This window comes from Burkholderia diffusa, assembly GCF_001718315.1.
Lineage (GTDB): Bacteria > Pseudomonadota > Gammaproteobacteria > Burkholderiales > Burkholderiaceae > Burkholderia > Burkholderia diffusa_B.
In genome coordinates this window covers 274,532-287,024 of sequence record NZ_CP013362.1, presented here as the reverse complement: position 1 = coordinate 287,024, position 12,493 = coordinate 274,532, and the positions used below count along the sequence as shown (strand labels likewise).

The following is a 12,493-nucleotide window of genomic DNA, read 5'->3' as shown; positions in this document are numbered from 1 at the left end:
TATAGGATCAAGCCTTACGGGCAATTAGTATCGGTTAGCTGAACGCATTACTGCGCTTACACACCCGACCTATCAACGTCCTGGTCTCGAACGACCCTTCAAGGGGATCTAGTCCCCAGGGATATCTCATCTTAAGGCGAGTTTCCCGCTTAGATGCTTTCAGCGGTTATCTCTTCCGAACATAGCTACCCGGCGATGCCACTGGCGTGACAACCGGTACACCAGAGGTTCGTCCACTCCGGTCCTCTCGTACTAGGAGCAGCCCCCTTCAAATATCCAACGCCCACGGCAGATAGGGACCAAACTGTCTCACGACGTTTTAAACCCAGCTCACGTACCTCTTTAAATGGCGAACAGCCATACCCTTGGGACCGGCTACAGCCCCAGGATGAGATGAGCCGACATCGAGGTGCCAAACACCGCCGTCGATATGAACTCTTGGGCGGTATCAGCCTGTTATCCCCAGAGTACCTTTTATCCGTTGAGCGATGGCCCTTCCATACAGAACCACCGGATCACTATGACCTGCTTTCGCACCTGCTCGACTTGTCGGTCTCGCAGTTAAGCACGCTTATGCCATTGCACTATCAGCACGATTTCCGACCGTACCTAGCGTACCTTCGTACTCCTCCGTTACGCTTTGGGAGGAGACCGCCCCAGTCAAACTGCCTACCATGCACTGTCCCCGACCCGGATCACGGGCCAAGGTTAGAACCTCAAACAAACCAGGGTGGTATTTCAAGGACGGCTCCACCGAAACTAGCGTTCCGGTTTCATAGCCTCCCACCTATCCTACACAGATCGGTTCAAAGTCCAATGCAAAGCTACAGTAAAGGTTCATGGGGTCTTTCCGTCTAGCCGCGGGTAGATTGCATCATCACAAACACTTCAACTTCGCTGAGTCTCGGGAGGAGACAGTGTGGCCATCGTTACGCCATTCGTGCAGGTCGGAACTTACCCGACAAGGAATTTCGCTACCTTAGGACCGTTATAGTTACGGCCGCCGTTTACCGGGACTTCAATCAAGAGCTTGCACCCCATCATTTAATCTTCCGGCACCGGGCAGGCGTCACACCCTATACGTCCACTTTCGTGTTTGCAGAGTGCTGTGTTTTTATTAAACAGTCGCAGCCACCAGTTTATTGCAACCCCTTCACCCTCCTGGCGCAGGCCAGTCAAGCTACAAGGGCGTACCTTATCCCGAAGTTACGGTACCAATTTGCCGAGTTCCTTCTCCCGAGTTCTCTCAAGCGCCTTAGAATACTCATCTCGCCCACCTGTGTCGGTTTGCGGTACGGTCATCGTTAGACTGAAGCTTAGAGGCTTTTCTTGGAACCACTTCCAATTGCTTCGCTCCCGAGGGAGCTCGCGCCACACCCTTGAATTACGCGCCCGGATTTGCCTAAGCGCCTTCTCCAATGCAGCGACCGGGACTTCCAACACCCGGACAACCTTCCGCGATCCGTCCCCCCATCGCATCTAACAATGGTGCAGGAATATTGACCTGCTTCCCATCAGCTACGCATTTCTGCCTCGCCTTAGGGGCCGACTCACCCTACGCCGATGAACGTTGCGTAGGAAACCTTGGGCTTACGGCGAGGGGGCCTTTCACCCCCTTTATCGCTACTCATGTCAGCATTCGCACTTCCGATACCTCCAGCACCCTTTACAAGGCACCTTCGCAGGCTTACGGAACGCTCTCCTACCATGCGTGCTAAGCACGCATCCGCAGCTTCGGTATATAGCTTAGCCCCGTTACATCTTCCGCGCAGGACGACTCGATCAGTGAGCTATTACGCTTTCTTTAAAGGGTGGCTGCTTCTAAGCCAACCTCCTGACTGTTTTAGCCTTCCCACTTCGTTTCCCACTTAGCTATATTTGGGGACCTTAGCTGGCGGTCTGGGTTGTTTCCCTCTTGACACCGGACGTTAGCACCCGATGTCTGTCTCCCGTGATTGCACTCTTCGGTATTCGGAGTTTGCTATGGCGGGGTAATCTGCAATAGACCCCCCAACCATGACAGTGCTCTACCCCCGAAGGTGAGACACGAGGCACTACCTAAATAGTTTTCGGAGAGAACCAGCTATTTCCAGGTTTGTTTAGCCTTTCACCCCTATCCACAGCTCATCCCCTAACTTTTCAACGTTAGTGGGTTCGGACCTCCAGTACGTGTTACCGCACCTTCATCCTGGCCATGGATAGATCACCTGGTTTCGGGTCTACGCCCAGCAACTGAACGCCCTATTCGGACTCGCTTTCGCTACGCCTGCCCTATACGGTTAAGCTTGCTACTGAACGTAAGTCGCTGACCCATTATACAAAAGGTACGCCGTCACCCCTTACGAGGCTCCGACTGTTTGTATGCATGCGGTTTCAGGATCTATTTCACTCCCCTCCCGGGGTTCTTTTCGCCTTTCCCTCACGGTACTGGTTCACTATCGGTCGATCACGAGTATTTAGCCTTGGAGGATGGTCCCCCCATCTTCAGACAGGATTTCACGTGTCCCGCCCTACTTGTCGCACACCTAGTTCTTTCATACTGTTTTCGCCTACAGGGCTATCACCTGCTATGGCCGCACTTTCCAGAGCGTTCGGCTAACAATACAAATAAAGAGTGCAAGGCTCATCCCATTTCGCTCGCCACTACTTTGGGAATCTCGGTTGATTTCTTTTCCTGCGGTTACTTAGATGTTTCAGTTCACCGCGTTCGCTTCACATGGCCTATGTATTCAGCCATGGATACTCCAAAAGGAGTGGGTTTCCCCATTCGGACATCTACGGATCAAAGCTTGTTTGCCAGCTCCCCGTAGCTTTTCGCAGGCTACCGCGTCCTTCATCGCCTGTGATCGCCAAGGCATCCACCACATGCACTTGTTCGCTTGACCCTATAACGAGTCTGTCTCATCGACAGTCGTTACAGGTTGAGTTCTCGCGTTGTGCCGTATTCCAATTGAGCCGAACATGAAGTTCGAATCATCTTGAGATACATCGATACAATCACAACCCGGATAGTTTCCACGTCCATCTCAAAGACGCTTCCGCTATCCAAATTACTTACTTCTTCCAGATTGTTAAAGAACGACAGCCGATATGGTGTTACTCATATCACTCTGACTGGCTCAATCGCCAATGCAAAATTCTCGGTTCAGTGTCTGAACCAAGCCCTTAGCGTTGGTGATTGGTGGAGGCAGACGGGATCGAACCGACGACCCCCTGCTTGCAAAGCAGGTGCTCTCCCAGCTGAGCTATGCCCCCATGAGTACAGATGCCTCAGGTGTTCTACCGCCAGACAATGGTGGGTCTGGTTGGATTCGAACCAACGACCCCCGCCTTATCAAGACGGTGCTCTAACCGACTGAGCTACAGACCCCTGAGTCTGTCTTTAAATTACAGCCGATAAGCGTGAGCGCTCAACTTTGCGAGAAGCTCTGGAAAGGAGGTGATCCAGCCGCACCTTCCGATACGGCTACCTTGTTACGACTTCACCCCAGTCATGAATCCTACCGTGGTGACCGTCCTCCTTGCGGTTAGACTAGCCACTTCTGGTAAAACCCACTCCCATGGTGTGACGGGCGGTGTGTACAAGACCCGGGAACGTATTCACCGCGGCATGCTGATCCGCGATTACTAGCGATTCCAGCTTCATGCACTCGAGTTGCAGAGTGCAATCCGGACTACGATCGGTTTTCTGGGATTAGCTCCCCCTCGCGGGTTGGCAACCCTCTGTTCCGACCATTGTATGACGTGTGAAGCCCTACCCATAAGGGCCATGAGGACTTGACGTCATCCCCACCTTCCTCCGGTTTGTCACCGGCAGTCTCCTTAGAGTGCTCTTGCGTAGCAACTAAGGACAAGGGTTGCGCTCGTTGCGGGACTTAACCCAACATCTCACGACACGAGCTGACGACAGCCATGCAGCACCTGTGCGCCGGTTCTCTTTCGAGCACTCCCGCCTCTCAGCAGGATTCCGACCATGTCAAGGGTAGGTAAGGTTTTTCGCGTTGCATCGAATTAATCCACATCATCCACCGCTTGTGCGGGTCCCCGTCAATTCCTTTGAGTTTTAATCTTGCGACCGTACTCCCCAGGCGGTCAACTTCACGCGTTAGCTACGTTACTAAGGAAATGAATCCCCAACAACTAGTTGACATCGTTTAGGGCGTGGACTACCAGGGTATCTAATCCTGTTTGCTCCCCACGCTTTCGTGCATGAGCGTCAGTATTGGCCCAGGGGGCTGCCTTCGCCATCGGTATTCCTCCACATCTCTACGCATTTCACTGCTACACGTGGAATTCTACCCCCCTCTGCCATACTCTAGCCTGCCAGTCACCAATGCAGTTCCCAGGTTGAGCCCGGGGATTTCACATCGGTCTTAGCAAACCGCCTGCGCACGCTTTACGCCCAGTAATTCCGATTAACGCTTGCACCCTACGTATTACCGCGGCTGCTGGCACGTAGTTAGCCGGTGCTTATTCTTCCGGTACCGTCATCCCCCGGCCATATTAGGACCAAGGATTTCTTTCCGGACAAAAGTGCTTTACAACCCGAAGGCCTTCTTCACACACGCGGCATTGCTGGATCAGGCTTTCGCCCATTGTCCAAAATTCCCCACTGCTGCCTCCCGTAGGAGTCTGGGCCGTGTCTCAGTCCCAGTGTGGCTGGTCGTCCTCTCAGACCAGCTACTGATCGTCGCCTTGGTAGGCCTTTACCCCACCAACTAGCTAATCAGCCATCGGCCAACCCTATAGCGCGAGGCCCGAAGGTCCCCCGCTTTCATCCGTGGATCGTATGCGGTATTAATCCGGCTTTCGCCGGGCTATCCCCCACTACAGGACATGTTCCGATGTATTACTCACCCGTTCGCCACTCGCCACCAGGTGCAAGACCCGTGCTGCCGTTCGACTTGCATGTGTAAGGCATGCCGCCAGCGTTCAATCTGAGCCAGGATCAAACTCTTCAGTTTAAACCTGTTACTGTTTTCGGTTCGGTTAAGAACCGGTCGCTCACTCAAAGCTGACAGGTATATGAATCACTTCATAAACCTGACTTACTTTAGTGTGAGACTCTTGATACTTTCGCTATCTGATCCGAAGATCAGCTCGCGGCCATCAAGCGCCCACACTTATCGGCTGTTAATTTTTAAAGAGCATTTCTGCGAGAAACCTGAAGTTTCTCAGCAGCGCTGCGTTTTCAGCAGCAGAGAAGCGAAATTATGAACCGTCTTTTTCGGTTCGTCAACAACTTTTTAACTGCTTCGTTGCGACAACCGGGGTTCAACTTCGTGTGCGCCAGGGGCTCTACAGCCAACCCATCGCACCGCTTCCCTTCTTCTCCCGCGCCGCGTTGCCGTTAGCGCGAAAGAGGCGTGATTCTATGCACCCGCCCCCGTCTCCGCAACCCCTTTGTGAAAATATTTTGAAAAAGCCCCCGTGCGCTGCCGCGCACGGGGGCTTCGGGTTCGAGCGACCGCGCGCCGCCCACAATCTCCGAGAAGCCAGCCGTTCCGCGCTCTATATATAGAGCGATGTCACTTACCGCCGACCGCGGCCCGCAGCCGCTCCATCGGCACGGCATCGGCCATGGCCGTGTAACCCGCGTCACTCGGATGAATGCCGTCGCCACTGTCATACCGGCGCTGCAGCACACTCGGGCGAGCCGGGTCGCGCAGCACCGAGTCGAAGTCCACCACACCGTCGAACCCGCCGCCGCTCCGAATCCACCGGTTCACCTCGAGCCGGACCGCCTCGCGCCCGGCCGGCAACGCCGCGGGCGTCAGCGTCGCGCCAAAGACCTTCACGCCTTGGCGGTGTGCTGCCTCGATCAACCGGCGATAGCCGTCGATCAACGAAGCGGCCGTGACCTGTGTATGCGGGCTGTCGCAATCCAGCCCCGCACGCGGCGGCATCGTCGCAAAGTTGATGTCGTTGATGCCGATCAGCACGATTGCCGCCTTCACCCCAGCACGCGAGAGCGCATCGCGCTCGAACCGCGACGCCAGCGACGTGCCGTAGCATGCCGAATCGCTCAGCAGCCGATTGCCGCTGATCCCGAGATTCACGACGCCGAGTGAATCCGAACCTGTCGCGGTCAGCCGGCGCGCCAGCGCATCCGGCCAACGACGGTTGCGGTTCAGGCTCGAGCGCAGCCCGTCGGTGATCGAGTCCCCGATCGCGGCGACACTTGCCCGCGCAGCGCCCGCCTCGACGGCCAGTTCAGTCACCCACGCATACTGGGTAAATCGCGTGCGGAATGCGCCCGCGCCCGGATCGTTCACGTGATCACCGGGCGCCGATACGTAATTGAGCTGGTTCGACACACGGTGCCACACGGTCATCCGCTGGTTCGCCCCCATCCGCAGACTGATTGCATACGGCTGCCCGGCCGTCACCTCGATCGCCGCCGCGTCGCTTTCGAGCTCCTGGCCCGGAGCGAGCGTCACCGACGTCTTGCCGCCAAAGCGCACGGCAGCGCCCGTCGCGTCGGCAAGCGCCGCACCGTCACCCGCGCGCGCGAGACTGGCAGCCTCGATCACCAGCGGCGCGCGACCGTAGGCGTTGCTGACACGAATCCGCGCAGCATGCCCTGAAACCGTCGGGTAGACGATCTGCCGAACGGTTCGCCCGGCCACGTCGGGCGCACGGTAGAGCGGCGGCGGCGCAGCCAGGTCGGGAATCGGCTGCAATGCGGTCGCCCACGCGGCGACCCACCCGGCCGGTGCGGCCGAGGCCGCGAGCGGCGACAGGAAAACGGACGCACCCAGAACGGTCGCGACGAAACTGCTTCGAAATGACATCGGCGAAATCCTCATCGGAAAGCGGGCATTGTGCCGCAGAAGCCGCCCGTCTCACGCGCCCGACGCCTTCCCGACCGGCGGTCGCACCCCACACCCCACGTTTACCCGAATCCCGACGCAAATCCGCAAGAAATTTATTAACCGACCGGTCGGTTGGTTTATACTTCGCACACATTCAACGGACGAGATCCTCCGCCATGTACACGCAATCCCTCGACATCCCGGGCAACGTCGCACCGCTCGACGCCACAGCCGATTCGCCCGAGCAGGCGCGGTTCGACGCGGTCATGGCCGCGGACGGCAAGATCGAACCGCAGGACTGGATGCCCGACGCCTATCGCAAGACGCTGGTCCGCCAGATTTCGCAGCACGCTCACTCGGAAGTCGTCGGCATGCTGCCGGAAGGCAACTGGATCTCGCGCGCGCCGAGCCTGAAGCGCAAGGCGATCCTGCTCGCGAAAGTCCAGGACGAAGCCGGTCACGGCCTCTATCTATATAGCGCGGTCGAAACGCTCGGCGTATCGCGCGATGCGCTGATCGACGCGCTGCACGCAGGCAAGGCGAAATACTCGAGCATCTTCAACTATCCGACGCCGACCTGGGCCGACGTCGGCGTGATCGGCTGGCTCGTCGACGGCGCCGCGATCATGAACCAGATCCCGCTGTGCCGCTGCACGTACGGCCCGTACGCACGCGCGATGATCCGCGTGTGCAAGGAAGAGTCGTTCCACCAGCGCCAGGGCTTCGATGCCCTGCTGTCGATGATGAAGGGCACCGACGCGCAGCGCGCGATGGTCCAGCAGGCGGTGAACCGCTGGTGGTGGCCGGTGCTGATGATGTTCGGCCCGAGCGATGCTGATTCGGTCCACAGCAATCAGTCCGCGAAATGGGGCATCAAGCGGATCTCGAACGACGACCTGCGGCAGAAATTCGTCGACGCGACGGTCGATCAGGCGAAGGTGCTCGGCGTGACGCTGCCCGACCCGCACCTCAAGTGGAACGAAGCACGCGGCCACTACGACTACGGCGCGATCGACTGGAACGAATTCTGGCGCGTCGTCAACGGCGACGGCCCGTGCAACAAGGAACGCCTCGCGACCCGCGTGAAGGCGCACGTCGACGGCGCCTGGGTGCGCGAAGCCGCGCTCGCGCACGAAGCCAAGCGCCGCGCCCGCGCCGAACAGCACGCCGCCTGAGCGGCAACCATCGAATACAGGATTCAGGAGAGAGTGATGAACAAGGAATGGCCGATCTGGGAAGTGTTCGTGCGCAGCAAGCAGGGCCTCGACCACAAGCATTGCGGCAGCCTGCACGCGGCCGACGCGTCGATGGCGCTGCGCATGGCGCGCGACGTCTACACGCGCCGCCAGGAAGGCGTGAGCATCTGGGTGGTGCCGTCGTCGGCGATCACCGCGTCGGATCCGGCCGAGAAGGCCGAGCTGTTCGAACCGGCGGGTGACAAGATTTACCGTCACCCGACGTTCTACACGCTGCCCGACGAAGTCAACCACATGTAACGCCCGCGCCATGACGATCACGCCCGAACACCTCTCCTACGTGCTGCGCCTCGCGGACAACGCGCTGATCCTCGGTCAGCGCAACGCCGAATGGTGCGGCCACGGCCCGATCCTCGAGGAAGACATCGCGCTCACCAACATGAGCCTCGACCTCATCGGCCAGGCCCGCATGCTGTATACGCATGCAGCCGACCTCGACCGCCAACTGAACGGTGCGGCGAAGACGGAAGACGACTACGCATACTTCCGCACCGAGCGCGAGTTCGCGAACTTCACGCTCGCCGAGCTGCCGCACTACGGCCCGATCGCCGGCACCGCGCACGCCGACAAGGACTACGCGGTGACGATCGTGCGCAATTTCCTCTACGCGACGCTGATGCTGCACGTGTGGACCGCGCTCGAAACGTCGACGGACGCGCAACTCGCCGCGATCGCCGCGAAATCGGTGAAGGAAACCCGCTATCACGTGCAGCATGCGCGCGAATGGCTCGTGCGCCTCGGCGACGGCACCGACGAATCGCATCGCCGCGCGCAGGCCGCGCTCGACTACCTGATCCCGTACACGCGTGAATTCTTCGCGGCCGACGCGATCGACGATGCCGTCGCGTCGGCGGGCATCGGTCCCGCGCCGGCTTCGCTCGAAGCCGCATGGCGCGCAGACGTGGACGATGCGCTCGCCGAAGCAACGCTCGCGTTGCCGGCACCCGTGCAGCACGTGACGACCGGCAAGCAGGGCGAGCACTCCGAGCATATGGGTTACCTGCTCGCGGAAATGCAGAGCCTCGCGCGTCAGCATCCTGGCGCGAGTTGGTAACTGGCCACACCACGGAGCTCACGATGTCCGTTCAGATCGACGCCTCGACCAATGCCACACCCGCCGCACGCCGCGACGATCCCGTGCTCGCGCGCGCGTGGGACGTGCTGGAAGCCGTGCCCGATCCCGAAATCCCGGTCGTGTCGATCCGCGAGCTCGGCATCCTGCGCGACGTCCGTCGCGCGGACGACGGCCAGCTCGAAGTCGTGATCACGCCGACCTACTCCGGTTGCCCGGCGATGTCGCAGATCGCCGAGGACATCGCCGCGGCAATGCAGGCCGCCGGTCTGCCGCCGCACCGGATCGAGACGGTGCTCGCGCCGGCCTGGACGACCGACTGGATCACGCAGGAAGCGCGCGACAAGCTGCGCGCATACGGCATCGCACCGCCTGTCGGCCAGTGCGGCAGCGCAGCGCCCACGGAAAACGTCGTGCGATTCGTGCCGCGCCCCGTCGCCGCGCCCGTTTGCCCGCGCTGCGGCTCGGCCAATACCGAGCGGCTCGCGCAATTCGCGTCCACGGCCTGCAAGGCGCTGTATCGCTGCGTCGACTGCCGCGAACCCTTCGACTACTTCAAACCTTACTGAAATGAAACAGCCCCCACGCTCTCTTCATTCGCTGCCCCCCGAGGGGGCGGACGCCCCCCTTGGGGCGGCCCGGCGGGGGTCGTCAACCCCGCAATTTCATCCGCTGCGTATCCGCGACGTGCGGCCCGAGACCGCCGACGCCGTCACCGTCTCCTTCGACGTGCCGCCGGAGCTGCGCGACGCGTACCGCTTCACGCAGGGCCAGTTCGTCACGCTGAAGACCCACATCGACGGCGAGGAAACGCGTCGCTCGTACTCGATCTGCGTCGGCACGACCGACTACGACCGCGACGGCGAACTGCGCATCGGCATCAAGCGCGTGCGCGGCGGCCGTTTCTCGAACTTCGCGTTCGACACGCTGAAGCCGGGCCACACGATCGACGTGATGACGCCGGACGGGCGCTTCTTCACGCACCTGAACGCCGATCACGGCAAACAGTACGTCGCGTTCTCGGGTGGATCGGGCATCACGCCGGTGCTCGCGATCGTGAAGACGACGCTCGAGCTGGAGCCGCGCAGCACGTTCACGCTGATCTACGGCAACCGCAGCGTCGACGCGATCATGTTCGCCGAGGAGCTCGAGGACCTGAAGAACCGCTACATGAACCGCTTCGTCCTTTATCACGTGCTGTCGGACGACCAGCAGGACGTCGAACTGTTCAACGGCGTGCTCGACCAGGCGAAATGCGCCGAATTCCTGGCCACGCTGACGCCGGCCGATGCGATCGACGAAGCGTTCATCTGCGGCCCCGCGCCGATGATGGACGCAGCGGAAGCCGCGCTGAAGGCAGCCGGCGTGCCGCAGGCAAAGGTGCATGTCGAGCGGTTCGGGACGCCGCTGCCGCAGGCGGGCGCACCGGTCGTCGAAATCACCGAACAGACACCGGCCGCCGACCTCGAAATCGTGCTCGACGGCAAGAAGCGCAAGCTGCGCCTGCCGTACGAAGGTGTGAGCCTGCTCGACGTCGGCCTGCGCGCGGGCCTCGCGCTGCCGTATGCGTGCAAGGGTGGCGTGTGCTGCACGTGCCGCGCGAAGGTGATCGAAGGCGAAGTCCGGATGGAGAAGAACTACACGCTCGAAGAACGGGAAGTGCAGGACGGCTTCGTGCTCACGTGTCAGTGCCACCCGGTCAGCGACAAGGTCGTCGTGAGCTTCGACGAGCGTTGAGCGGCGCCGCACCGGCGCGGCGCGCTGGTTTCTCGTCGTCACACATCTCGCTTACACTAGGGGCCGCCGGCCGGCTGGACGTCGCAACGTCCGCCAGTCCGGCGGTTTTCTTTTGTTGATGACAGGCCGATGAGTACCATTCACGTGATTCAGGGCGGCACCGCCGCCGCGTCGCTGCGCGAGGCCCTCGCGCAAGCCGGACGCGACGAGCGCGTCGTCGGATTGCTCGACGATCTCGCGGTCGGGCCGCTGAAGGGCGTCGATGAGACGCCCGACACGCGCGCCGCCTTCTGGCAGCGCGTGCTCGGCGACCAGATTCCCGACTGGAACGCGGAGATCGAAGGCGAATTCGGCCGCCTCGACCAGCTCGTGATGGATACGGACCAGGTGGTTGTCTGGCACGCACCGAGCGTCGGCGACAAGCTGCTGCTGCGCCGCGTCGCCTATCACCTGCGCAACGTGCCGCAGCGGCTGAACGAAGTGCGGTTGTCGGCCGCGGACCTCGACGCCCCGCAACGCGCGGCGCTGACCCGCACTGACCAGGCCTGCTCGACCGGGATGTTCTCTCCCGCGGCGCTCGCCCGCAAACGGCCGGTCGCCGCGCCGATCTCGGTACTGCGCATCGGTCGCCTCGCGCTCGAATGGCAGGAGGCGAAGCACCTGAACGCCGAGTTGCGCTACTGGGTCAGCAACACGATCAAGAGCGGCCACTACGCGGATCTCGACGCGCTGATCGTCGCGCACGCGGAACCCGGGTGGCAGCCCGCGCGACGCGTCGTCGGCGGCATCATGGCCGGCGCCGATCGCGGCGGGCTGTTCGTCAGCGACTCGATCGCCTGGTGGCGTTGCCGCGAACTCGCGGCTGCCGGCCGGCTCGAGCTGCAGGACGACGCACCGGCCGCCCTTTCTTCAACGCAGATGCGCGCGGCAGCCGCGCCTCGCTAACGCTACAACTTTCGCATTCGACCATGGCCCGTACCCGAGCGCCCGACCACGAATCCCAGCGCGAGCAGATCCTCGATCTCGCCGCCGAAAAATTCGCGCAGACGAGCTATCCGAGCACGTCGATGTCCGATCTCGCGACCGCGAGCGGCACGTCGAAGGCACGTCTCTATCACTATTACGAGAGCAAGGAAGCGATCCTGTTCGACCTGCTCGACCGCTATACGAAGCGGTTGATGCTGATCATCGCCGAGGTCGAAGGCGCGAGCCAGCGACGCGGCCTCAGCGAGCGCGACGCGTTCGCCGAACTGGTGCGCGCGTTCCTCGCCGAGTACGAGACGTCGCACAGCCGCCATGTCGCGCTGCTCAACGACGTGAAGTATCTCGAGGACGCACAGCGCGAAATCGTGCTCGACCGCCAGCGCGACATCGTCGCGGCATTCGCGCGTCAGCTTGCGCGCGCCTATCCGGACCGGATCTCGAAGGAAAACCAGACATCGGTCACGATGATGGTGTTCGGGATGATCAACTGGACGTTCACGTGGCTCAAGCCGGGTGGCCGCCTCGGCTACCGCGACTTCGCCGAACAGGTGATCGACCTGATGGAACACGGACTGTCGTCGGGCGTGTGATTGCCGCGCAGCAGCATGCGTTGCGCGACGGGTACACTG

Annotated in this window: 8 protein-coding genes, 2 tRNA genes and 2 rRNA genes; 7 read left to right on the top strand and 5 right to left on the bottom strand. The window is 60.9% G+C overall.

Going from position 1 to position 12,493, the window contains the following annotated elements:
* Positions 1–3: 3 nt before the first annotated feature.
* The 5 genes from WI26_RS01245 to WI26_RS01225 all read right to left on the bottom strand — a co-directional run bounded on the left by WI26_RS01245 (position 4) and on the right by WI26_RS01225 (position 6,794).
* Positions 4–2,885: ribosomal RNA gene (locus tag WI26_RS01245) — 23S ribosomal RNA — on the bottom strand.
* Between the two features lie 294 nt (positions 2,886–3,179).
* Positions 3,180–3,255, bottom strand: a tRNA-Ala gene (locus tag WI26_RS01240).
* 38 nt (positions 3,256–3,293) lie between these two features.
* A tRNA-Ile gene (locus WI26_RS01235) sits at positions 3,294–3,370 on the bottom strand.
* A gap of 62 nt (positions 3,371–3,432) precedes the next feature.
* Positions 3,433–4,964, bottom strand: a 16S ribosomal RNA gene (locus WI26_RS01230).
* Together the 16S and 23S rRNA genes with 2 tRNA genes alongside form the textbook arrangement of a ribosomal RNA operon.
* A gap of 564 nt (positions 4,965–5,528) precedes the next feature.
* Positions 5,529–6,794, bottom strand: coding sequence for an SGNH/GDSL hydrolase family protein (locus WI26_RS01225; protein WP_069225037.1), 1,266 nt, complete (start codon positions 6,792–6,794; stop codon positions 5,529–5,531).
* Positions 6,795–6,991: 197 nt separating this feature from the next.
* Between WI26_RS01225 and paaA the strand changes: the two genes are divergently transcribed.
* The 7 genes from paaA to WI26_RS01190 all read left to right on the top strand — a co-directional run bounded on the left by paaA (position 6,992) and on the right by WI26_RS01190 (position 12,454).
* The gene (gene paaA / locus WI26_RS01220; RefSeq protein WP_069225036.1) at positions 6,992–7,990 is read left to right on the top strand and encodes a 1,2-phenylacetyl-CoA epoxidase subunit PaaA; all 999 of its coding nucleotides are present in this window, start codon (positions 6,992–6,994) and stop codon (positions 7,988–7,990) included.
* A 36-nt stretch (positions 7,991–8,026) separates the two neighbouring features.
* Positions 8,027–8,311: a 1,2-phenylacetyl-CoA epoxidase subunit PaaB gene (paaB, locus tag WI26_RS32050; protein ID WP_006752453.1), complete on the top strand. Its 285-nt coding sequence runs from the start codon at positions 8,027–8,029 to the stop codon at positions 8,309–8,311.
* A 10-nt stretch (positions 8,312–8,321) separates the two neighbouring features.
* Positions 8,322–9,125: a 1,2-phenylacetyl-CoA epoxidase subunit PaaC gene (gene paaC, locus WI26_RS01210; protein WP_059539868.1), complete on the top strand. Its 804-nt coding sequence runs from the start codon at positions 8,322–8,324 to the stop codon at positions 9,123–9,125.
* Positions 9,126–9,148: 23 nt separating this feature from the next.
* A complete protein-coding gene (gene paaD / locus WI26_RS01205; protein WP_059465133.1) occupies positions 9,149–9,712 on the top strand; it encodes a 1,2-phenylacetyl-CoA epoxidase subunit PaaD in 564 nt (187 codons plus the stop codon).
* A 31-nt stretch (positions 9,713–9,743) separates the two neighbouring features.
* Complete coding sequence (gene paaE / locus WI26_RS01200; protein ID WP_060191029.1) at positions 9,744–10,880, top strand: 1,2-phenylacetyl-CoA epoxidase subunit PaaE; 1,137 nt, start codon at positions 9,744–9,746, stop codon at positions 10,878–10,880.
* 129 nt (positions 10,881–11,009) lie between these two features.
* Entirely contained in the window at positions 11,010–11,825 is an 816-nt protein-coding gene (locus tag WI26_RS01195) for a DUF1835 domain-containing protein (RefSeq protein WP_059915071.1), read from the top strand.
* Positions 11,826–11,848: 23 nt separating this feature from the next.
* Positions 11,849–12,454, top strand: a complete 606-nt coding sequence (locus WI26_RS01190; protein WP_069225035.1) for a TetR/AcrR family transcriptional regulator — start codon at positions 11,849–11,851, stop codon at positions 12,452–12,454.
* Positions 12,455–12,493 lie beyond the last annotated feature (39 nt).

Excerpts from the sequence above, each read along its gene's own strand:
- WI26_RS01195 (WP_059915071.1), top strand. The coding sequence starts at position 11,010 with ATGAGTACCATTCACGTGATTCAGGGCGGCACCGCCGCCGCGTCGCTG.
- paaD (WP_059465133.1), top strand. The coding sequence starts at position 9,149 with ATGTCCGTTCAGATCGACGCCTCGACCAATGCCACACCCGCCGCACGC.
- WI26_RS01190 (WP_069225035.1), top strand. The coding sequence starts at position 11,849 with ATGGCCCGTACCCGAGCGCCCGACCACGAATCCCAGCGCGAGCAGATC.
- WI26_RS01225 (WP_069225037.1), bottom strand. The coding sequence starts at position 6,794 with ATGTCATTTCGAAGCAGTTTCGTCGCGACCGTTCTGGGTGCGTCCGTT.
- paaC (WP_059539868.1), top strand. The coding sequence starts at position 8,322 with ATGACGATCACGCCCGAACACCTCTCCTACGTGCTGCGCCTCGCGGAC.
- paaB (WP_006752453.1), top strand. The coding sequence starts at position 8,027 with ATGAACAAGGAATGGCCGATCTGGGAAGTGTTCGTGCGCAGCAAGCAG.
- paaA (WP_069225036.1), top strand. The coding sequence starts at position 6,992 with ATGTACACGCAATCCCTCGACATCCCGGGCAACGTCGCACCGCTCGAC.